This is a genomic window from Providencia sp. PROV024, from assembly GCF_032709665.1.
In the GTDB taxonomy this organism is placed as follows: Bacteria; Pseudomonadota; Gammaproteobacteria; order Enterobacterales; family Enterobacteriaceae; genus Providencia; species Providencia huashanensis.
Window position 1 is genome coordinate 48,227 of sequence record NZ_CP120546.1, and the last position, 21,460, is coordinate 69,686.

The window sequence follows — 21,460 nt, forward strand, 5'->3', positions numbered from 1 at the left end:
CAAGTCGGGACGGCCAAAAGCAAGCTTTTGGCTCCCCTCGCTGGCGCTCGGCGCCCCTTATTTCAAACGTTAGACGGCAAAGTCACAGACCGCGGGATCTCTTATGACCAACTACTTTGATAGCCCCTTCAAAGGCAAGCTGCTTTCTGAGCAAGTGAAGAACCCCAATATCAAAGTTGGGCGGTACAGCTATTACTCTGGCTACTATCATGGGCACTCATTCGATGACTGCGCACGGTATCTGTTTCCGGACCGTGATGACGTTGATAAGTTGATCATCGGTAGTTTCTGCTCTATCGGGAGTGGGGCTTCCTTTATCATGGCTGGCAATCAGGGGCATCGGTACGACTGGGCATCATCTTTCCCGTTCTTTTATATGCAGGAAGAACCTGCATTCTCAAGCGCACTCGATGCCTTCCAAAAAGCAGGTAATACTGTCATTGGCAATGACGTTTGGATCGGCTCTGAGGCAATGGTCATGCCCGGAATCAAGATCGGGCACGGTGCGGTGATAGGCAGCCGCTCGTTGGTGACAAAAGATGTGGAGCCTTACGCTATCGTTGGCGGCAATCCCGCTAAGAAGATTAAGAAACGCTTCACCGATGAGGAAATTTCATTGCTTCTGGAGATGGAGTGGTGGAATTGGTCACTGGAGAAGATCAAAGCGGCAATGCCCATGCTGTGCTCGTCTAATATTGTTGGCCTGCACAAGTATTGGCTCGAGTTTGCCGTCTAACAATTCAATCAAGCCGATGCCGCTTCGCGGCACGGCTTATTTCAGGCGTTATGCAGCCAAATCCCAACAATTAAGGGTCTTAAAATGGTAAAAGATTGGATTCCCATCTCTCATGATAATTACAAGCAGGTGCAAGGACCGTTCTATCATGGAACCAAAGCCAATTTGGCGATTGGTGACTTGCTAACCACAGGGTTCATCTCTCATTTCGAGGACGGTCGTATTCTTAAGCACATCTACTTTTCAGCCTTGATGGAGCCAGCAGTTTGGGGAGCTGAACTTGCTATGTCACTGTCTGGCCTCGAGGGTCGCGGCTACATATACATAGTTGAGCCAACAGGACCGTTCGAAGACGATCCGAATCTTACGAACAAAAGATTTCCCGGTAATCCAACACAGTCCTATAGAACCTGCGAACCCTTGAGAATTGTTGGCGTTGTTGAAGACTGGGAGGGGCATCCTGTTGAATTAATAAGGGGAATGTTGGATTCGTTGGAGGACTTAAAGCGCCGTGGTTTACACGTCATTGAAGACTAGTCCTTTGCATAACAAAGCCATCAAACCGGACGCCAGAGATTCCGCGCCTGTTGCGCATGGCTTCGCCATTTTATGCGCAATAGGCGCGCCACCCTGTCGCCGTTTATGGCGGCGTTAGATGCACTAAGCACATAATTGCTCACAGCCAAACTATCAGGTCAAGTCTGCTTTTATTATTTTTAAGCGTGCATAATAAGCCCTACACAAATTGGGAGATATATCATGAAAGGCTGGCTTTTTCTTGTTATCGCAATAGTTGGCGAAGTAATCGCAATAGTTGGCGAAGTAATCGCAACATCCGCATTAAAATCTAGCGAGGGCTTTACTAAGCTTGCCCCTTCCGCCGTTGTCATAATCGGTTATGGCATCGCATTTTATTTTCTTTCTCTGGTTCTGAAATCCATCCCTGTCGGTGTTGCTTATGCAGTCTGGTCGGGACTCGGCGTCGTCATAATTACAGCCATTGCCTGGTTGCTTCATGGGCAAAAGCTTGATGCGTGGGGCTTTGTAGGTATGGGGCTCATAATTGCTGCCTTTTTGCTCGCCCGATCCCCATCGTGGAAGTCGCTGCGGAGGCCGACGCCATGGTGACGGTGTTCGGCATTCTGAATCTCACCGAGGACTCCTTCTTCGATGAGAGCCGGCGGCTAGACCCCGCCGGCGCTGTCACCGCGGCGATCGAAATGCTGCGAGTCGGATCAGACGTCGTGGATGTCGGACCGGCCGCCAGCCATCCGGACGCGAGGCCTGTATCGCCGGCCGATGAGATCAGACGTATTGCGCCGCTCTTAGACGCCCTGTCCGATCAGATGCACCGTGTTTCAATCGACAGCTTCCAACCGGAAACCCAGCGCTATGCGCTCAAGCGCGGCGTGGGCTACCTGAACGATATCCAAGGATTTCCTGACCCTGCGCTCTATCCCGATATTGCTGAGGCGGACTGCAGGCTGGTGGTTATGCACTCAGCGCAGCGGGATGGCATCGCCACCCGCACCGGTCACCTTCGACCCGAAGACGCGCTCGACGAGATTGTGCGGTTCTTCGAGGCGCGGGTTTCCGCCTTGCGACGGAGCGGGGTCGCTGCCGACCGGCTCATCCTCGATCCGGGGATGGGATTTTTCTTGAGCCCCGCACCGGAAACATCGCTGCACGTGCTGTCGAACCTTCAAAAGCTGAAGTCGGCGTTGGGGCTTCCGCTATTGGTCTCGGTGTCGCGGAAATCCTTCTTGGGCGCCACCGTTGGCCTTCCTGTAAAGGATCTGGGTCCAGCGAGCCTTGCGGCGGAACTTCACGCGATCGGCAATGGCGCTGACTACGTCCGCACCCACGCGCCTGGAGATCTGCGAAGCGCAATCACCTTCTCGGAAACCCTCGCGAAATTTCGCAGTCGCGACGCCAGAGACCGAGGGTTAGATCATGCCTAGCATTCACCTTCCGGCCGCCCGCTAGCGGACCCTGGTCAGGTTCCGCGAAGGTGGGCGCAGACATGCTGGGCTCGTCAGGATCAAACTGCACTATGAGGCGGCGGTTCATACCGCGCCAGGGGAGCGAATGGACAGCGAGGAGCCTCCGAACGTTCGGGTCGCCTGCTCGGGTGATATCGACGAGGTTGTGCGGCTGATGCACGACGCTGCGGCGTGGATGTCCGCCAAGGGAACGCCCGCCTGGGACGTCGCGCGGATCGACCGGACATTCGCGGAGACCTTCGTCCTGAGATCCGAGCTCCTAGTCGCGAGTTGCAGCGACGGCATCGTCGGCTGTTGCACCTTGTCGGCCGAGGATCCCGAGTTCTGGCCCGACGCCCTCAAGGGGGAGGCCGCATATCTGCACAAGCTCGCGGTGCGACGGACACATGCGGGCCGGGGTGTCAGCTCCGCGCTGATCGAGGCTTGCCGCCATGCCGCGCGAACGCAGGGGTGCGCCAAGCTGCGGCTCGACTGCCACCCGAACCTGCGTGGCCTATACGAGCGGCTCGGATTCACCCACGTCGACACTTTCAATCCCGGCTGGGATCCAACCTTCATCGCAGAACGCCTAGAACTCGAAATCTAACGTCCGTTCGGGCATCGAGGTCCATGTCGGGGTGGGACGGGCCCGTGGCTTCAAGATCACTTGCAGTCCGACCGCGATGTCTTGGTTGCGCGAGAGGTTGTCGATATCCTCCACTTCCATCATCAACCCTGGATAATGCCGCCGCCGTCATCGCCGCCGACGCCCGTGCCGGGCTTTTCGGGCCTGTCAGGCTTGCTCGGCCTTCAGCCTGCCTGGGCGAGATCTCCGGCGGACGGATTAACGGCGGAGCTTCGCCGCCTTTCGTGCGTGTGAAGGCCGAAGATAGTTCTCTCAAAAACATCCGTTTATGAGAGATACCAAATGTCATTTTCAGAAGACGACTGCACCAGTTGATTGGGCGTAATGGCTGTTGTGCAGCCAGCTCCTGACAGTTCAATATCAGAAGTGATCTGCACCAATCTCGACTATGCTCAATACTCGTGTGGGCTCTGTTGCAAAAATCGTGAAGCTTGAGCATGCTTGGCGGAGATTGGACGGACGGAACGATGACGGATTTCAAGTGGCGCCATTTCCAGGGTGATGTGATCCTGTGGGCGGTGCGCTGGTATTGTCGCTATCCGATCAGCTATCGCGACCTTGAGGAAATGCTGGCGGAACGCGGCATTTCGGTCGACCATACGACGATCTATCGCTGGGTCCAGTGCTACGCCCCGGAGATGGAGAAGCGGCTGCGCTGGTTCTGGCGGCGTGGCTTTGATCCGAGCTGGCGCCTGGATGAAACCTACGTCAAGGTGCGGGGCAAGTGGACCTACCTGTACCGGGCAGTCGACAAGCGGGGCGACACGATCGATTTCTACCTGTCGCCGACCCGCAGCGCCAAGGCAGCGAAGCGGTTCCTGGGCAAGGCCCTGCGAGGCCTGAAGCACTGGGAAAAGCCTGCCACGCTCAATACCGACAAAGCGCCGAGCTATGGTGCAGCGATCACCGAATTGAAGCGCGAAGGAAAGCTGGACCGGGAGACGGCCCACCGGCAGGTGAAGTATCTCAATAACGTGATCGAGGCCGATCACGGAAAGCTCAAGATACTGATCAAGCCGGTGCGCGGTTTCAAATCGATCCCCACGGCCTATGCCACGATCAAGGGATTCGAAGTCATGCGAGCCCTGCGCAAAGGACAGGCTCGCCCCTGGTGCCTGCAGCCCGGCATCAGGGGCGAGGTGCGCCTTGTGGAGAGAGCTTTTGGCATTGGGCCCTCGGCGCTGACGGAGGCCATGGGCATGCTCAACCACCATTTCGCAGCAGCCGCCTGATCGGCGCAGAGCGACAGCCTACCTCTGACTGCCGCCAATCTTTGCAACAGAGCCTCCGTCGCCATGCTCACCTCGCTTTGGTGCACACGAGTATTGAGCATAGTCGAGATTGGTGCAGATCACTTCTGATATTGAACTGTCAGGAGCTGGCTGCACAACAGCCATTACGCCCAATCAACTGGTGCAGTCGTCTTCTGAAAATGACACATGGCATCTGACATCAAGTTAGGGTATGCCTCAATCTGACGGCTGCGAACCGCCAGGGACAGGCGCAATGTCAGATTCTGTCGCGGCCTTGGCGCGTGCCTGGAAGCGTTCATAGCAATCCAGCCCGCAGAAATGTTCGACGTATTCCGCGCCTTCCGGGGTGAAGGCGGCATCGAGCGGAATTTCTTTGCAGCATACGCAGCAGGTGGTGCAACTGGCAGTGTTCGGGGCGTTTGCGTTCATGGTGGTACTCCTCCAGATTGGTAGCGAAGCTCAAAGCTGCCCACTCTCGGCTGGCTGGGAAGCGGTCATGATCTTCCCTTGAAGGCCCGCAGCAGCCGCGTCACAGACAGGACAAACAAGCCGGTCAGCGTGAGGGCTGCAATACCCCAGTGCTCCCCGATGAACGCGCCGGCCGTCGTGCCGGCTAGCACAATGGCGAGAATCGGCAAATGGCAGGGACAGGTGAGCACGGCCAGCGCGCCCCACAAGTAGCCGGTGATCGGTTTGTGCGTCTCAGACGGCAAGTGCTCTGGGCTGTTCATGGCAGACTCTCCGCGTGCTGTGCCGGTTCGGTTGGCATGGCGGCCAGTTGCATTTCGAGGCTGGCCAGGGCCTCGCGCCGACGCTCGACGAGTTGCCGCAACACGGCAAGCTGCGCAGACGCACCGTCACCGTCCGCAGCATCCAGCGCCCGGCACAGCCGCGCCAGTGCGTCCAGGCCGATACCCGCTTCGAAGGCAGCCCGTACAAAGCGCAGCCGTTGCAACGCGGTGTCATCGAACAAGCCGTAGCCGCCCGTGGTGTACGCGACCGGCCGTAGCAATCCGCGCAGCAGGTAGTCGCGCACGATATGCACGCTCACCCCGGCATCAAGGGCCAGCCGGGACACTGTGTAGGCGCTCATTGAACACCTCCTTTTCCTCATCCGGCGCAGCACGAAAGCTGCTTCACGTCCTTGCTGAAGGTCTGCGCCGCGAGCTTCAGCCCTTCGACCATGGTCAGGTAGGGGAACAATTGGTCGGCCAGTTCCTGCACGGTCATACGGTTGCGAATGGCGAGCACCGCCGTCTGGATCAGTTCACCCGCTTCCGGGGCCACCGCTTGCACGCCGATGAGCCGTCCGCTACCTTCCTCGATGACCAGCTTGATGAAGCCGCGTGTGTCGAAGTTGGCAAGCGCACGCGGCACGTTATCCAGTGTTAGCAGGCGACTGTCGGTCTCGATCCCGTCGTGATGTGCTTCCGCCTCGCTGTAGCCCACGGTGGCGACCTGCGGGTCGGTGAACACCACGGCCGGCATTGCGGTCAGGTCCAGGGCCGCATCGCCGCCAGTCATGTTGATCGCCGCACGAGTGCCGGCCGCTGCCGCCACATAGACGAACTGCGGCTGGTCGGTGCAGTCGCCGGCCGCGTAGATGTTCGGGCTACTGGTGCGCATGCCCTTGTCGATGACGATGGCCCCCTGCGCATTGACGGCTACCCCCGCCGCTTCCAATGCCAGGCTGCGCGTGTTCGGTGTCCGGCCGGTGGCGACCAGCAGCTTGTCGGCGCGCAATTCACCGTGCGTGGTGGTCAGCACGAATTCACCGTCCATATGGGCGACCTGGCTGGCTTGCGTGTGCTCCAGCACCTCGATGCCCTCGGCACGGAAAGCGGCTGTCACCGCCTCGCCGATGGCCGGGTCTTCACGGAAGAACAAGGTATTGCGCGCCAGGGCCGTGACCTTGCTGCCCAGCCGGGCAAAGGCTTGCGCCAGCTCCAGCGCCACCACCGACGAGCCGATTACGGCAAGGCGTTCGGGAATGGTGTCGCTCGCCAGGGCCTCGGTGGAAGTCCAGTAGGGTGACTCTTTCAAGCCCGGAATCGGCGGGACCGCCGGGCTGGCACCCGTGGCGACCAGGCAGCGGTCGAACATCACGACGCGCTCGCCACCCTCGTTCAAACTAACGATAAGGCTCTGGTCGTCCTTGAAACGCGCTTCACCGTGCAGAACGGTGATGGCTGAATTGCCGTCCAGGATGCCTTCGTACTTGGCATGACGGAGTTCTTCGACACGGGCCTGCTGCTGGGCCAGCAGCCGCTCGCGCAAGATCGTCGGCGGTGTGGGTGGCATGCCGCCGTCGAATGGGCTTTCCCGGCGCAGATGGGCGATGTGGGCGGCGCGGATCATGCTCTTGGACGGCACACAACCGACGTTGACGCAGGTGCCGCCGATGGTGCCGCGCTCAATCAGCGTGACCTGCGCGCCTTGCTCGACGGCCTTCAGTGCTGCCGCCATCGCGGCTCCACCGCTACCAATGACGACGACCTGCAACGGGCGTTCGTTGCCACTGGGCTTATCAGCGGCCCCTATCCAGCCGCGCATCTTGTCGAGCAGGCCGGCGCGGTTGTCCGTCGGTGGCGCATCGGCAAGCGTTGCCTCGTAGCCCAGTCCGGCCACGGCGGTAGTCAGCGCATCCGATGACGTGCCCGCCTCAATGGCGAGTTGCGCTGTGCCCTTCGGATAGGACACCAGCGCCGATTGCACGCCGGGCACTTTCTCCAAGGCTTCCTTGACGTGAGCCGCGCACGAGTCGCAGGTCATCCCGGTGATTTTCAGGGTGGTCATGTATTTTTCCTTTTCTGTGGTGGCTACGGCTGTTGCCGTCAGCCACGTTGTTCTGGCAATTCACAGCTGTCCGGCCCGCAGCGGCGATGTGCTGGCGAGATGAAATCCCAGACCGACACCCCAACCATCAAGGCCAGGCCGACATAGAGCAGTCCACCGCTCTGCCAGCCGTAAGCCCGCATTAAAAACACCGCTGCCAGCACCAAGATCGGGCCTATCGTGCCGAGCGCCGTGCGTCGCCACTGTCGATGATTGAGCCAAGCGATAGCATTGGCGAGTAACGCGATGCCGGCGAACATCGGCAGCAGGATGCCAATGAATAGCCCCTCGTACTGGCTCAAGAAGCCCAGTCCGATGGCCGCGCCAAAGCTGGCGATGGCAGGAAAACAGGCGGCGCAGCCCATCGCGGAAACGACGCTGCCGAGCGCGCCGGTTTTGCCAGCGATGCGCGTGATGAGTCCCATGTGTCGCTCCCGAGTTCGGTTAACGGATCAGCGTTTGAGGCTGGACGGATAGCCCGCGTCCTCGGTCGCCTTGGTCAACTTCTGGACGTTGGTCTTGGCATCGTCGAAGGTGACGACGGCCTGGCGCTTGTCGAAACTTACGTCGGTCTTGCTCACGCCCTCAACCTTGGAAAGCGCGTGCTTGACAGTGATCGGGCAAGAGGCGCAGGTCATGCCAGGCACGGACAGCGTGACGGTCTGGGTGGCGGCCCACACGGGGGCAACAACGGCAGCGAGGGCGAGGGCGGCAAACAGTTTTTTCATGATGAACTCCTGTGATTAATAGAAAAATGGCATGACGTAGGGAAATCCGAGCGAGACCAGGACCAGCGCGGCCACGATCCAGAAAATGAGCTTGTAAGTAGCTCGCACTTGGGGAATCGCGCAGACCTCACCCGGTTTGCAGGCTTGCGCCGGGCGGTAGATGCGCCGCCAGGCGAAAAACAGCGCGACCAGCGCTGCGCCGATGAAGATCGGGCGATAGGGTTCCAGCACCGTCAGGTTGCCGATCCATGCCCCGCTGAACCCCAAGGCGATCAAAACCAGCGGCCCCAGGCAGCAGGCCGACGCAAGAATGGCGGCCAGCCCACCGGCGAAGAGCGCGCCGCGCCCGTTTTGTGGTTCAGACTTTTGTGGTTCAGACATACGCTTGTCCTTTCAAATTTGGTTTGGATAGCTTAAGCTTACTTCCGTAGTTATGTACGGAGTCAAGCGATATGCAAATTAATTTTGAGAATCTGACCATTGGCGTTTTTGCCAAGGCGGCCGGGGTCAATGTGGAGACCATCCGGTTCTACCAGCGCAAGGGCCTGCTGCCGGAGCCAGACAAGCCCTATGGCAGCATTCGCCGCTATGGCGAGGCGGATGTAACACGAGTGCGGTTCGTGAAATCGGCCCAGCGGCTGGGCTTTAGCCTGGACGAAATCGCCGAGCTACTGCGGCTGGAGGATGGCACCCATTGCGAGGAAGCCAGCGGCCTGGCCGAGCACAAGCTCAAGGATGTGCGCGAGAAGATGGCCGACTTGGCACGCATGGAGGCCGTGCTGTCTGAACTGGTGTGCGCCTGCCATGCGCGGAAAGGGAACGTTTCCTGCCCGCTGATTGCGTCACTGCAAGACGGAACGAAGCTCGCTGCATCGGCGCGGGGGAGTCACGGGGTGACTACGCCTTAGCGTGCTTTATTTTCCGAATTCTGAGACGACCCCAAAGATAACTGAATTGGGGCTGGGAATGGTCAGGACCCAATTTAATTTCACCAAATCGAGAGAGGCCTAAATAGGCGACAGTCAATAAAATTAAGGCAACAGCCAGAATATAAAACCAGCTGGCATTCTCAAAAAGTTGTGCCTGTAGAGCTTTGAGCAAAATTTCAGAACGTTGAGGAAAAATAGCGGCTATTGCAACGACACATATAATAATAAAAGCGGAAACAAAGAAAACGGGCGGATTTATCTTCCCCCACGTTTGAGACTTTTGTGGTGATAATGACATTCAATCTCCCTTTTAATGCGTGCTCATGATTGTCATGAAGCTCGGTTTATTGTGATAAATATAAGTTATTTAATTAAAAAGTATCCAATCACTTGTTTATACTTAAATATCTCTCTCATGTCATTCCACGCGGTATGACTCATTGTTGAGTAACATAAACTTGATAAACGAATAGAGGGACATTTATTGCGCTATTTTCATCGATTTTGATACTTTCGAAATAGTATGCCGCGAACAACCTATCAGGTTTTCTATTTGGCTATAGCTTTTTTTCTCCATCAGAAGGCCTTCAATTTTTTGGTGTAATATTTTGTTGATCGGACGGCCTTTATACTTCCCTTCTTGTTTGGCTTTTTGCACTCCTTGCGCTTGACGACGCCGTCTATCTTCGTAATCCTTTCTTGCAACCGCTGCCAGCATGTCTAACATCATACTGTTAAGGGCAGCAAGCATTCGTTCTGTAAATTCATCGGTGCGACTCATAAACTGGTAACTGGTTGGGAGGTCTAAAGAAACGACCTTTAACCCTTTGTGTCCAATGAGATATTTTAATTTTTCCCAGTCATCGGCATTCAAGCGGCTAATTCTATCTACCTGTTCAACTAAAATAATATCACCGGGCATGGCCACATTGAGTAAGCGAAAGAGTTCAGGTCTGTGAAGCTGAGCGCCTGACTCATTTTCTTCAAACCAGCAGGCAATTTGTAGCCCCATTCCTTCAGCAAATTTCAACAGTTCATTTTTTGCTCTTGACGCATCCTGTTCATGCGTAGAAGCACGTAGATATCCATAAATTCGTATATTTGTCTTCATCGGTGCACTATACATTGGTGTTGTTATAGTAGTGCATTATACATCTATTTTTTATACTTATTACACTAGAGTTTACCTAGTGTAGTTAAGGTAGACTTAAATTGCACTTTTATATCGATTACGCGCGCGTCCATTATATGATGTTGTTTATTTTTAGAGGATAGAACATAACCACAATGAAAGAGATTAAATCAGGCCGTATTCAAATTTTGACAGAACAGGAGATTCATGAGCTCTATTCTCGTCCAATATTTAATCAAATTGAGCGTGAAGAATATTTTTCATTAGATCCGAGTATAAAAAAAATCCTCACTAAAATGGGAAAAATTGAAACGAAAATATATTTAATTCTTCTGATTGGTTATTTTCGCGCGAAGCCTGTTGTCGCTCAATTTAAACTACGAGAGGTTAAACAAGATGTCGACTATATTTATGCGACACATTTTCCAAATAGAAAGCCGAAATACCCCTTTATTGCTAAAAGTACTCGAGCAACATTGATCGCTAAAATGCATGAAATACTGGGTTTTTCGCGGTTATTAAGACAAGATAAACAAGCCTTGATAGAGCGTTTGGGTGATGTCGCAACAATCTGTACATACCCCAAATATATTTTTGATGAATGCCTCGCTTTTTTAGGTCAAAACAGAATTGGATTAGTGGGTTATTCCACTTTGCAAAATATGATCACCACGGTTTTAGCTAATGAGAGGCATCGTACCGAGTTGATCCTTTCAAATAGCGTGCCACCAATAATACATAAAAAATTAAAGAAGATACTGCATACAAAAGGGGTTTTAAATAGTCTATCTGGCCAACAAGGCGCAGCTAAAGATTTTACACCGACAGAGCTCGCAAGTGAAATTGAAACGCATAATACCATAAAAAGTGTTTATCCCGACGCAAAACGTCTTGTTGGTGAATTGGGATTATCATTAGGTAATTTAAGCTATTATGCATCGATTATTCAACATCAATCGATTTATAAAATTCGTCGATTTCCCGAATGGCAAGGCATGTTATATCTGGTTTGTTATCTATTTTTTCGCTACCAAGAAACTAATGATAAATTGGTAACAGCTTTTTTATATGTGACGAGAAAGCAAAGGGAAGCTGCGAGTGCTTTAGCTAAGTTACGCATTGCAGAAGAACTGGAAATTATTCGTGAAAAGTTAATGCATGCGGGTAATATTTTACACCTCTTTGTTGATGAAAACGTCAGTGACAATACGCAATTTGGTGATATTCGCCAAAATGCATTTGCAATGATGTCTAAAGATGAAATTCAGTTAATAAGTCAACATCTTAATAAGAATAGTTTTGATAAAACCCATTATGAGTGGCTATACATTGATACACAATACAGAAAAATTGCGAATACAATGAGGTCACTCTTTCTCGCGATTGATATCGAGTGCGAACCAGGATTACAACTACTATCTTCCCAATTATTAACAGCAAAATCAGAACTTCAAAAAGATAAGCACATTTCTACCGTCGATCAGCGGTTACTGTTAAAAAACGATAAACCTTTTATCCTGATAGATGAACAGGTTAATACTCAACGATTTGAATACTATTTATACCAAAAAGTGGCTCGGATGATTGAGAGTAACAATATTTACATCAATGAAAGCGCCAGCAACAAGCGTTTAGACGATGATCTGATTTCAGCCACCGAGTGGAAAAAAAGCCATGTCATCATTCAAAAAACAGGATTAACTCGGCTCAATACACCGATACAACAAACGCTTTCGGAATTAACGCAAAAACTGAGAGACCAAATGGAGCGAATTGGTCGCAATATCCATGATGGAGCCAATGATTTCGTGACACTTCAACCGCGTTCAAATCAGTTAACATGGAAACTGGCGAATAAACGCTGGAAAGATGACATTGATAATCCCATATATAACCAGCTCCAACATATGGGGATCATTGAAATTATGGACTATGTTCATCAAAAAACGGGTTACTTAGATGCATTTAAAAATATCGCATCAAAAAAGAAAAACACTAAGGCCAAAGAGGGCGATTTACTCGCTTGCATATTTGGAAATGGCTCAAACTATGGTGTTCATCATATGTCATCAATATCAGCTAGAGCCATCGGTGTGCTTAGAGCCGTCAATGATGGTTATATTAGGCCTGAAACAACGAGTGAAGCTAATGATATGATAGCTGATGCTTTAGCAAAACTCCCCATTTTCAAATATTATACGATTAACGAAAGTGCCCCATTTGGTAGTATTGATGGCCAAAAACATGGTTGCCGAATCAATACATTTAAAGCCCGTTTTTCTGCTAAATATTTCCGAAAAGGGAAAGGCGTATCAGCACTCACATTAGTTTCAAATCATGTACCAATAAATACGAAAGTGATTTCAGCCAATGAATATGAGGCTCACCACGCATTCGATTTACTCTATAATAATACCAGCCATATTCAGCCCAAAACATTAGCAACAGACACGCATGGCGTTAACAATGTAAACTTTGCTATCCTTGATCTCTTTGGGTATCAGTTTGCCCCGCGATATGCAAAATTTAAACACGTTTTTAATGAATTGTTTGAGATCGAGTATGATGAAATCCTTTCCCTGAAACTTAAAAAATCGCTCAACTTATCACTCATTCAAGAAGAGTGGGAAAATATTCAATGGATAATTTGTTCATTAAGCCGTAAAACGACGACACAAAGCACGGTGATTACTAAGCTTTCTAACAGTAAGAAAAACAATCGCACCTTAGCGGCTCTTCGTGAATATGACCGAATAATTAAGTGTTTATACGTTCTCGATTATGTTGATGACAAAATGCTCAGGCAGTTTGTCCAACAAGCACTTAATCGGGGTGAGGCTTACCATCAATTACGGCGTGCAATTGCGTCAATTAATGGTAATCAATTCAGAGGTGGCGATGATTACCAGATAGAACAATGGAATGATTGTGCTCGTATCATTGCTAACTGCATTATTTATTATAATTCTGCATTATTATCCAGTTTGATTGAAAAATTTGCGCGTGAAAATAATCAAGAAGCGGTGAATATGATAGCTGAGTTATCACCTGTCGCATGGCAGCATATACAGCTGGCCGGTAATTACACCTTTGGCCTTAAAAAAGATAATATTGTACTGGAAAGATTACTGGAGAATTTAGATCCTCTTATTTCAGAAGAGTCGTTAAGCTTAGCGGCATAGTCTATTAATATTATTAAACTATATATCGGCTGTAGTCCTTGATATCAAAGGGCTACAAGCAAACTTTGGACTTTTCGATGAAATGGGCACACAACCCCAAGCAGGGGATCGTCAATCACTGAATCATCATCCTGACAGTCATTATCCATTTCCAGGCACTCCGCCAATATTAACGCATTTGAAAAAACGGGGGCGAGACGCCATTCATCGTGAAATAGTTCGCAAACTATAAGGCGTTCATTTTCAAGACCGATAGGCCAGTACAAACCATAGTAATCGCCGTTGCCAAAATCAGTTTCAAATAATGGTAGGAAACCATTTGCTGGAAATGGCCCCTGACTAATTTCACTATCATGAATTGTGAATGGTATTTCTGATTTTAATAGTTCCATTTGCTATTCCTGATGAGGTTGTCATTTTTAAGTAATGATAATGCAGTTTTAATTAAAGTCATATTAAGAAGGTTTAATAACCTAATATCTAGACCAACATACAATAAAGGGTATAACCCCATGCCCCGGCGCTCCGCTTGGGGCAAAACCCAGCCCGAGCTCTATCCTCATTGTTCCGCGATAATATGAAAGCCCGCTTGGGTTCGGTGTCATTATTTGGAATCGGCAAGTTCTTCCTGAATGACAGACGCGAGAAAAGAAGAGATAAAAGAGAGAAAAAAAGAGAAAAAATAAGAGGCGGGGGATTCGGTAAATTCAGCGATAAAGTAGGTAAAGAAGGTCTTCAGTGTGGCAGCGGTGGGTTAATTAAATCATATTGTATGTTGGTCTAGATTTGTAATGTTGGAACTGATATCGGTTATGGCATGGCGTATTTCAACAGGGTAAATTTCTCATGCATAGGAAAAAGCAGATCGGTTTGCTGTCATTTCCTGATGCAGCTGATCGTGGTTTAGGTATTATTAATATCTATTATTAAGCGGGCTAATTATCTGATGAAGTTAAATATTGACGCATGCATTTCCTTTCTGGGCAAGAGTGCTTGGTTTTTTGTTATTGGTACAGCGGTGCTGCAAGTGGTAAGTGTCGCCCTGTTTATTTACTCGCTCTTTACCGGCATGGATATAGACAGACTGATTCTGGCTTCCGCAATCTTGTTTGTTGCGGTAGTGCTGTTTGGTATCTCTAAGTATGCAATTAAAATTCGCGCTCTGGATGACGCGGGTGGACCACAAGCCTATTATGACCAACAGATAGAATGGCCGCTAACACAGTTCTATATCGATCTGATAGAAGAGAGTGATGTGAAACCAGAGTTCGACGCCTGGATTAAAGACAAAGACAAACCTCTGACGCTCGGCCAATTCGATGACGGGTTAGCTAAAGCGATACAAACAGCATATTCATTACCGATGGGGAAGGATTTACCAGATACCCAGATTATTAAACTCATTGTATATCGACATGGAACGCCTGTCTTAAAGTGGATGAGTATTGGTTTCTTCCTCCTGAGTGGAGTGCTCGGCCTTATCCTGCTTAATCCGCAAAACACACTGGCGGAAGGCATTCCATTCATTATGTTCACGCTACTTCTGGCATTGGTTTTTAGGGGACGTCTCAGAAAACGGAAAATAAAGCACGTTAAGCCCATTGCAGACGCTAGATATTGACGAGTACGTCGGGTTTTCTCTTGTTTGAGTTGCCTCTTGTGGTAAGATAGTAATCAATTACTATCTTACAAGGAGTGCTCGTGGACACCCATCCAAAGCATCTGCCGGCCGATGAACGTCGTGCCGTAACTGTCGAGTCCGTCGTGGCGCTTGCCGGTTCACAAAACCCAAGCGAGATAACCACTGCGGCTATCGCTAAACACATGAACTTGACCCAGGGTGCGCTGTTTCGGCACTTCCCGAACAAGGAAGCCATTTGGCAGGCGGTCATGGAGTGGGTAGCAGAGCGCCTATTAGCCAGAATCGATCGATCCGCACAAGGAATCGAGTCGCCCTTGGCAGCCATGGAGGCGATGTTCATGAGTCATATCGAATTCGTAGCTGAGCACCCAGGCGTGCCAAGAATGATGTTTGGTGAGCTTCAGCGTGCCGAATCGACACCGGCCAAGCGCATGGTGCAAACCTTGATTCAGCGCTACGGCGAACGTTTGCATCGTCTCATCGAGAAAGGCAAGGCCAGCGGCGAGTTGTCTCCCTCGCTTGACAACGAGGCGGCGGCAACGCTGTTCATTGGCACGATCCAGGGCTTGGTCATGCAATCGCTGTTGGCGGGTGATGTGGGACGTATGCACCGCGATGCGCCGCGCGTCTTTGCAATTTATCGGCGTGGCATAAGGAGTGCGCAATGAAAAAGTTACCCTTGCAAGGCCGCACCCTGGCGCTGCTTGCCGTCATCATTCCTTTGCTGGTGCTTTTTATTTATGTCGGTCTGCGATCAGGGCCGCTCGCCCCGGTCGCTGTGACGGTGGCAAGCGTGGAATCACGGGCTATCACACCGGCGCTGTTCGGCATCGGCACGGTGGAGGCGCGCTACACCTACAAGATCGGGCCGACGTTTGCCGGGCGCGTCAAACGCCTGGAGGTGCATGTAGGCGACCAGGTCAAGGCCGGACAGGTGCTCGGCGAGATGGAGCCGGTCGACCTCGATGATCGGGTGCGCTCACAGGAGTCGGCATTCAAGCGTGCGGAAGCGGCTTTGCGCGAGGCAGAAGCCCGGCAAGCCTACGCGCAAACCCAGGCGCGCCGCTACGAGCAATTGTTTGCGGTGCGCTCGACCAGCGAGGAAATCGTCACCACCAAGCGGCTGGAACTGCAGATCGCCGATGCCGCCTTATCTGCCGCTCGGGAAGATATTGTCCGGGCACGCTCCGACCGCGAAGGACTCGTCGCGCAGCGGAGCAATCTGCGCCTGATCGCGCCGGTCGACGGTGTAGTCGCCGTGCGCGATGCCGATCCCGGCACGACCATCGTCGCGGGCCAGGCCGTGGTGGAAGTGATCGACCCCAAGAGTTTGTGGATCAATGCGCGCTTCGACCAGATCAGCGCATCGGGGCTGGCTGGGGGGTTGCCGACTCTTATCGTCCTGCGTTCGCGTGGTGGCCAGACCTTGAAAGGTCGCGTGCTGCGGGTGGAACCCAAGGCCGACGCGGTAACCGAGGAAACGCTTGCCAAGGTGACATTCGATAACAAACCAGAACCTTTGCCACCGGTGGGTGAACTGGCCGAAGTCACGGTTGACTTGCCGGCGCTCCCGGCCGCTCCACTGATCCCCAACGCTGCCGTCCAGCGTGAGGGCGACAAAGTTGGTGTCTGGCAAATCGTGGATGGTGATCTGCATTTCTCCCCGGTCAAGCTCGGCACTTCCGACCTCAATGGTTACGTGCAGGTGCGCGAAGGGCTCAAGAATGGGGACCAGGTTGTGACCTATAGCGAAAAGGCACTGACGGCGCGCAGCCGCATCCATGTGGTCGACCATATCCCAGGAGTGTCACGATGATCAGCCTGGCCGGCCGCGACATTCTCCATGCCTGGGGAAAATTCGTCTTCACCGGCATCGGTCTGGGTCTGCTGATCGGCGTCACCCTGGTCATGGCTGGGGTGTACCGAGGCATGGTGGACGACGGCAAGGCGTTGCTCGACAACAGTGGCGCTGACCTTTGGGTGGTGCAAAAGGATACTCTGGGTCCTTATGCGGAGTCGTCCAGCCTCAACGATGACGTGTATCGCGCCATTCTCGCCATGCCGGGAGTCTCACAGGCAGCGAACGTGACCTACCTGACCATGCAGGTACGCAAGGGCGAGAGTGATGTACGCACCATGGTGGTCGGCATCGCGCCCGGTGCGTTGGGGGCTACACCCGGATGGCCTCCTTATCTCGTCGCTGGACGCCAGATCACGCGCGGTCACTACGAGGCGGTGGCCGACATCGCCACCGGCTTCAAACTGGGAGATCGTCTTGCCATTCGCCGAAATCATTACACCGTCGTGGGGCTGACACGGCGCATGGTGTCGTCCAGCGGCGACCCGATGGTATTCATTCCGCTCAAGGATGCCCAAGAGGCTCAGTTCCTCAAGGACAACGACGCCATTTGGCAAAGCCGGCGTCGCACCGAAGCCAACCCGGCCTTCAATCGACCCGGTGTTCCTGGTTTGCTGGATGCCGTGATTGCTTCACAGAGCACCAACGCGTTCGTCAATGCAGTGCTGGTCACTCTGAAACCTGGTCATGCGCCGGACGAGGTTGCCGAATCCATCCGACGCTGGAAGCGTTTGACGGTCTACACACGGGCACAGATGGAAGACATCCTCGTCGGCAAGTTGATCGCCACGTCGGCCAAACAGATAGGCATGTTCTTGGTGATTCTGGCCATCGTTAGCGCGGCCATCGTCGCTTTCATCATCTACTCGCTGACGATGGACAAAATCCGCGAGATCGCGGTATTGAAGCTCATCGGCACACGCAACCGAACTATCGCCGCGATGATCATGCAGCAGGCGCTCGCCTTGGGGGTGATTGGCTTCGTGGTCGGCAAGATCACCGCCACTTTCTCAGCCCCCCTGTTCCCCAAATATGTGCTGCTCACGCCAATGGATTCCGTGACCGGTTTTTTTGCCGTGCTCGTGATTTGCGTGCTGGCCAGCATCGTCGCCATTCGCATGGCACTCAAGGTCGATCCGGCCGAAGCGATAGGGTGACCCCATGATTGGAAAAGGAATCCGCATCGAAGGCCTAAGCAAACGCTTTGGCAAAGGTGACACGGCTGTCTACGCGTTGAAGGACGTGAATATGCAGGTTGCACCAGGTGAGGTGGTCGGATTGGTCGGCCCTTCCGGCTCGGGCAAGAGCACGCTGCTTAAATGCCTGGGTGCGGTGATCGATCCGAGCGACGGCCGCATGACGCTGGGTAATGAAGTGATATACGACGGCGGTTGGCAAGTTCGTGATCTGCGCGCCTTGCGGCGCGACAAAATTGGTTTTGTCTTCCAATCGCCGTACCTGATTCCGTTTCTCGATGTCACCGACAACGTGGCCCTGCTGCCGATGCTTGCAGGCGTCGCGAATGCAGAGGCGCGAGCGAAGGCATTGGAATTGCTTACGGCGCTTGATGTGCAACACCGAGTTCACGCCATGCCATCGCAACTCTCCGGTGGCGAGCAGCAACGGGTTGCCATCGCGCGCGGATTGGTTAACCGCCCACCGGTGATCCTGGCGGATGAACCCACCGCACCTCTCGACAGCGTGCGTGCCATGGCGGTGATTCGCATCCTCAACGACATGGCTCGGAAGTTCGAGACCGCCATCATCGTCGTCACCCATGACGAAAAGATCATCCCCACTTTCAAGCGCATCTACCACATCCGCGACGGTGTGACCCATGAGGAAGCTGGCGAAGGGCGGGAGTTCGAATGAGAGAACGATTGAATTACAGGAGAATTTCATGACCCACCGCAAACACAACCACGCATTTGGAACTATCACCCTGACCGTTACGGCCTGCCTGCTTTTATGGGGTTTTCAGTTGCCAGCTTGGGCTGGTGACGCTACCCAGGTTGAGCCACTGGCGCTACGCAAGATCATGCAGGAACTCGAGCGCAACATGCAGGCTATTACCGGTGCGATTTCGCAGGAGGAATGGGTTCAGGTCGTTCAGCTCGCCCCAAAAGTTGCTGCACACCCCGAGCCACCGCTTACTGAAAAAATGCGCATCCTTGCTTACCTCGGCGCTGATGCGACCAAGTTCAGAAACTTTGACGCGCAGACTCACGAGGCGGCGCTGGCCATGAAGCTGGCTGCTGCGAGCAGCGACGGCAAGGCGGTGATCCAATCATTCGCCCACGTGCAGGAAAGCTGCTTGGGCTGCCACCAAGCTTTCCGTAAACCTTTCGTGGAGCATTTTTATGGAGCACGCTAAAACATGCCAGCGCCCCATCAGCCTCAAAAGACGGCTTGCGGCAACTTACCTGGTAGCTGGTCTGGTCACCGCCGGTCTGGCCGGCTGCGCCGCCGGCCCTGATTTTCAGCGTCCCACCGCACCCGATGTGGCTCGCTACACTGCAACACCGGTGGCTGATAGAACCGCGTCCGCTCCCACGCAGTTCGGCGAAACACAACGTCTAGTCGAAGGGCTTCCGATCGAAACGCAATGGTGGCAAAGCTTGGGTTCATCCGCACTCGACGGACTGATCAACGAAGCTTTCCATGTCAGCCCGACGCTGGCGAGCATCAGCGCCAATTTGCGACAGGCGCAGGAGCTTCTTGCCGCACAGGCGGGCTCGACGCAATATCCACAGGTAGATGTCGCACTGGGATCTCAGCGCCAGCAAATGAGTCCCAGTAGCCAAGGGTTGAGCGGAGACGCACGTCAATTCAGCCTCTACAACGCCAGCGTTGGCGTGCATTACAACCTCGATCTGGCTGGCGGCAACCGGCGCGCACTCGAAGCCTTGGCTGCTCGCGCCGACTACCGTCGCTTCGAACTGAATGCTGCGCGCCTGGCCCTTGCCGGCAACATGGCAACCGCTGCCATTACCCGAGCACGCCTCGCCGCGCAACTAGAAGCCACTACTGCCATTTTGCGCGTGCAGGATGAGCAACTGCGCCTAGCCCATGAACGCGTGCGTATCGGTCAGGCCTCACCTGATGAAGCGTTGAGCCTACAAGCTCAGGCGGAGCAAACGCGGGCAGAACTGCCTGCGCTGCGTAAACAACTGCAACAAACCGAACATCTACTGGCGGTGCTAGCCGGTCGTGCCCCAGGCACGGGTGGCATCCCGGCCTTCACTCTGGCCGATTTCACTCTGCCCGTCGAGATGCCGCTCGTCGTGCCCTCAGAACTGGTGCGCCGCCGACCGGATATCCAGGCGTCAGAGGCGCTGTTGCATGCGGCCAATGCAGACTATGGTGTGGCTGTCGCCAAGCTCTACCCACAGATCAACCTGAGCGCCAACCTTGGCTCTCAAGCGCTGACCACCGGTGCCCTGTTCGGTGGTGGCTCGGCAGTGTGGGGCCTGGTTGCGCAGCTCACCCAGCCTCTTTTTAATCCAGGGCTACCCGCTGAAAAAAGAGCGGCGCTCGCCGCTTTTGATGCCGCCGCAGCCAATTACCAGAGCGTCGTATTGGAGTCTTTGCGTAACGTCGCCGACACCCTGCGCGCGGTGGAAAGCGATGCACAAACTTTGACTGCCCTCGCTGCCGCTGATATGGCTGCACAGGCCTCCTTGCAGTCGGTCGAGCGGCAATACCGGCTGGGCGCGGCCAGCTACCTGCAACTGCTCATCGCGCAGCAACAGGCACAGTCAATCCGGATCAATATGATTGCGGCCCAGGCACAACGCCTAGTCGATAGTGTTGCTTTATATCAGGCCCTGGGAGGTGGTGTCAGTTAAGGCTATGCCCTAACCTGATGTCAGATGTTGAGCACAAACAACGTCAGAGTAGAGTGTGAATTTATATTTATTGACACATTCAGCCAAGGGTAATAGATTTCATCCTGACATTTTTACCTTTGGAGGCATCTTGCAAGGTCAACGTATCGGCTACGTCCGCGTCAGCAGCTTCGACCAGAATCCTGATCGACAACTGGAACAAATAGAAGTCGGCAAGGTATTCACCGATAAGGCTTCAGGCAAGGACACACAACGTCCCGAACTTGAAAGGCTGCTGGCCTTCGTCCGCGAGGGCGACACCGTGGTGGTGCATAGCATGGACAGGTTGGCACGCAACCTTGATGACCTGCGCCGCATCGTCCAAGGGCTGACACAACGGGGCGTGCGCATGGAGTTCGTCAAAGAAGGGCTGACGTTCACCGGCGAGGACTCACCGATGGCCAATCTGATGCTGTCGGTCATGGGAGCCTTTGCTGAGTTCGAGCGCGCCCTGATCCGCGAACGTCAGCGCGAGGGAATCGTGCTGGCCAAGCAGCGCGGTGCCTACCGGGGACGAAAGAAATCGCTGAACAGCGAACAAATTGCCGAGTTGAAACGGCGAGTTGCGGCAGGCGACCAAAAAACCTTGGTGGCCCGTGACTTCGGCATCAGCCGCGAAACCTTGTACCAGTACCTGCGGGAAGACTGAC

Annotated in this window: 25 protein-coding genes and 3 pseudogenes; 17 read left to right on the forward strand and 11 right to left on the reverse strand. The window is 53.4% G+C overall.

Annotated elements, in window-relative coordinates:
• Nucleotides 1–103 precede the first annotated feature (103 nt).
• The 7 genes and pseudogenes from P3L56_RS21220 (at nt 104) to P3L56_RS21250 (ending at nt 4,596) form a co-directional block, all read left to right on the forward strand.
• On the forward strand, nt 104–736 hold the full coding sequence (locus P3L56_RS21220) for a type B-3 chloramphenicol O-acetyltransferase CatB3 (RefSeq protein ID WP_000186237.1): 633 nt from the start codon (nt 104–106) through the stop codon (nt 734–736).
• Nucleotides 737–820: 84 nt separating this feature from the next.
• The gene (locus P3L56_RS21225; protein ID WP_001749986.1) at nt 821–1,273 is read left to right on the forward strand and encodes an NAD(+)--rifampin ADP-ribosyltransferase Arr-3; all 453 of its coding nucleotides are present in this window, start codon (nt 821–823) and stop codon (nt 1,271–1,273) included.
• Between the two features lie 222 nt (nt 1,274–1,495).
• Nucleotides 1,496–1,864, forward strand: coding sequence for a quaternary ammonium compound efflux SMR transporter QacE (qacE, locus tag P3L56_RS21230; protein WP_272686060.1), 369 nt, complete (start codon nt 1,496–1,498; stop codon nt 1,862–1,864).
• Entirely contained in the window at nt 1,858–2,697 is an 840-nt protein-coding gene (sul1, locus tag P3L56_RS21235; protein WP_000259031.1) for a sulfonamide-resistant dihydropteroate synthase Sul1, read from the forward strand. Before qacE ends, sul1 begins: the two co-directional genes overlap by 7 nt.
• Nucleotides 2,698–2,824: 127 nt before the next feature.
• Nucleotides 2,825–3,325, forward strand: a complete 501-nt coding sequence (locus tag P3L56_RS21240; RefSeq protein ID WP_000376623.1) for a GNAT family N-acetyltransferase — start codon at nt 2,825–2,827, stop codon at nt 3,323–3,325.
• 320 nt (nt 3,326–3,645) lie between these two features.
• Nucleotides 3,646–3,714 (forward strand): annotated as a pseudogene (locus P3L56_RS21245) (EAL domain-containing protein); the annotation flags it as partial.
• A gap of 117 nt (nt 3,715–3,831) precedes the next feature.
• Nucleotides 3,832–4,596, forward strand: coding sequence for an IS6-like element IS6100 family transposase (locus P3L56_RS21250; RefSeq protein WP_001389365.1), 765 nt, complete (start codon nt 3,832–3,834; stop codon nt 4,594–4,596).
• 139 nt (nt 4,597–4,735) lie between these two features.
• On the opposite strand, the pseudogene P3L56_RS21255 reads toward P3L56_RS21250, so the two are convergent.
• From P3L56_RS21255 to merT, 8 genes and pseudogenes are all read right to left on the reverse strand, one after another.
• A pseudogene (locus P3L56_RS21255) lies at nt 4,736–4,801 on the reverse strand (EAL domain-containing protein); the annotation flags it as partial.
• 32 nt (nt 4,802–4,833) lie between these two features.
• Nucleotides 4,834–5,046, reverse strand: a complete 213-nt coding sequence (locus P3L56_RS21260) for a DUF3330 domain-containing protein (RefSeq protein ID WP_000993245.1) — start codon at nt 5,044–5,046, stop codon at nt 4,834–4,836.
• A gap of 65 nt (nt 5,047–5,111) precedes the next feature.
• Nucleotides 5,112–5,348 (reverse strand): broad-spectrum mercury transporter MerE, encoded by a 237-nt coding sequence (gene merE, locus P3L56_RS21265; protein ID WP_001087807.1) that lies wholly within the window; start codon nt 5,346–5,348, stop codon nt 5,112–5,114.
• Nucleotides 5,345–5,710: a mercury resistance co-regulator MerD gene (merD, locus tag P3L56_RS21270; RefSeq protein WP_001277466.1), complete on the reverse strand. Its 366-nt coding sequence runs from the start codon at nt 5,708–5,710 to the stop codon at nt 5,345–5,347. The genes merE and merD overlap by 4 nt, the downstream gene beginning before the upstream one ends.
• A gap of 17 nt (nt 5,711–5,727) precedes the next feature.
• On the reverse strand, nt 5,728–7,413 hold the full coding sequence (gene merA / locus P3L56_RS21275; RefSeq protein WP_168550181.1) for a mercury(II) reductase: 1,686 nt from the start codon (nt 7,411–7,413) through the stop codon (nt 5,728–5,730).
• 38 nt (nt 7,414–7,451) lie between these two features.
• On the reverse strand, nt 7,452–7,877 hold the full coding sequence (gene merC, locus P3L56_RS21280) for an organomercurial transporter MerC (RefSeq protein WP_000522996.1): 426 nt from the start codon (nt 7,875–7,877) through the stop codon (nt 7,452–7,454).
• A gap of 27 nt (nt 7,878–7,904) precedes the next feature.
• Nucleotides 7,905–8,180, reverse strand: a complete 276-nt coding sequence (gene merP / locus P3L56_RS21285) for a mercury resistance system periplasmic binding protein MerP (RefSeq protein ID WP_000732275.1) — start codon at nt 8,178–8,180, stop codon at nt 7,905–7,907.
• Nucleotides 8,181–8,195: 15 nt separating this feature from the next.
• Entirely contained in the window at nt 8,196–8,561 is a 366-nt protein-coding gene (gene merT / locus P3L56_RS21290) for a mercuric ion transporter MerT (protein WP_001294656.1), read from the reverse strand.
• A gap of 71 nt (nt 8,562–8,632) precedes the next feature.
• On the opposite strand from merT, the gene merR reads away from it, so the two are divergent.
• The gene (gene merR, locus P3L56_RS21295) at nt 8,633–9,088 is read left to right on the forward strand and encodes an Hg(II)-responsive transcriptional regulator (RefSeq protein ID WP_001166628.1); all 456 of its coding nucleotides are present in this window, start codon (nt 8,633–8,635) and stop codon (nt 9,086–9,088) included.
• 37 nt (nt 9,089–9,125) lie between these two features.
• Here merR and P3L56_RS21300 read toward each other — a convergent pair.
• A pseudogene (locus P3L56_RS21300) lies at nt 9,126–9,407 on the reverse strand (BCCT family transporter); the annotation flags it as partial.
• 183 nt (nt 9,408–9,590) lie between these two features.
• Complete coding sequence (locus P3L56_RS21305; RefSeq protein ID WP_172412315.1) at nt 9,591–10,220, reverse strand: recombinase family protein; 630 nt, start codon at nt 10,218–10,220, stop codon at nt 9,591–9,593.
• A 176-nt stretch (nt 10,221–10,396) separates the two neighbouring features.
• On the opposite strand from P3L56_RS21305, the gene P3L56_RS21310 reads away from it, so the two are divergent.
• Complete coding sequence (locus P3L56_RS21310; protein WP_094963219.1) at nt 10,397–13,423, forward strand: Tn3 family transposase; 3,027 nt, start codon at nt 10,397–10,399, stop codon at nt 13,421–13,423.
• Between the two features lie 44 nt (nt 13,424–13,467).
• On the opposite strand, the gene P3L56_RS21315 is transcribed toward P3L56_RS21310, so the two are convergent.
• Nucleotides 13,468–13,815, reverse strand: coding sequence for a hypothetical protein (locus P3L56_RS21315; RefSeq protein WP_094963218.1), 348 nt, complete (start codon nt 13,813–13,815; stop codon nt 13,468–13,470).
• Between the two features lie 554 nt (nt 13,816–14,369).
• Between P3L56_RS21315 and P3L56_RS21320 the strand changes: the two genes are divergently transcribed.
• The 8 genes from P3L56_RS21320 (at nt 14,370) to P3L56_RS21355 (ending at nt 21,459) form a co-directional block, all read left to right on the forward strand.
• Nucleotides 14,370–15,044 carry a hypothetical protein gene (locus P3L56_RS21320; RefSeq protein ID WP_272686061.1) on the forward strand — a complete coding sequence of 225 codons (675 nt, stop codon included), beginning with the start codon at nt 14,370–14,372 and terminating at the stop codon, nt 15,042–15,044.
• 80 nt (nt 15,045–15,124) lie between these two features.
• Complete coding sequence (locus P3L56_RS21325; protein ID WP_004393990.1) at nt 15,125–15,733, forward strand: TetR/AcrR family transcriptional regulator; 609 nt, start codon at nt 15,125–15,127, stop codon at nt 15,731–15,733.
• Nucleotides 15,730–16,881 (forward strand): efflux RND transporter periplasmic adaptor subunit, encoded by a 1,152-nt coding sequence (locus P3L56_RS21330; protein ID WP_094963215.1) that lies wholly within the window; start codon nt 15,730–15,732, stop codon nt 16,879–16,881. The genes P3L56_RS21325 and P3L56_RS21330 overlap by 4 nt, the downstream gene beginning before the upstream one ends.
• Nucleotides 16,878–18,080, forward strand: coding sequence for an ABC transporter permease (locus P3L56_RS21335; RefSeq protein WP_094197185.1), 1,203 nt, complete (start codon nt 16,878–16,880; stop codon nt 18,078–18,080). Before P3L56_RS21330 ends, P3L56_RS21335 begins: the two co-directional genes overlap by 4 nt.
• Nucleotides 18,081–18,084: 4 nt before the next feature.
• Entirely contained in the window at nt 18,085–18,795 is a 711-nt protein-coding gene (locus P3L56_RS21340; RefSeq protein ID WP_048607673.1) for an ABC transporter ATP-binding protein, read from the forward strand.
• A 28-nt stretch (nt 18,796–18,823) separates the two neighbouring features.
• Complete coding sequence (locus P3L56_RS21345) at nt 18,824–19,297, forward strand: cytochrome c (protein WP_094963214.1); 474 nt, start codon at nt 18,824–18,826, stop codon at nt 19,295–19,297.
• Nucleotides 19,284–20,771 carry an efflux transporter outer membrane subunit gene (locus P3L56_RS21350; RefSeq protein WP_048607676.1) on the forward strand — a complete coding sequence of 496 codons (1,488 nt, stop codon included), beginning with the start codon at nt 19,284–19,286 and terminating at the stop codon, nt 20,769–20,771. The genes P3L56_RS21345 and P3L56_RS21350 overlap by 14 nt, the downstream gene beginning before the upstream one ends.
• 130 nt (nt 20,772–20,901) lie before the next feature.
• Nucleotides 20,902–21,459 (forward strand): recombinase family protein, encoded by a 558-nt coding sequence (locus P3L56_RS21355; RefSeq protein WP_001162010.1) that lies wholly within the window; start codon nt 20,902–20,904, stop codon nt 21,457–21,459.
• The last annotated feature ends 1 nt before the right edge of the window (nt 21,460 follow it).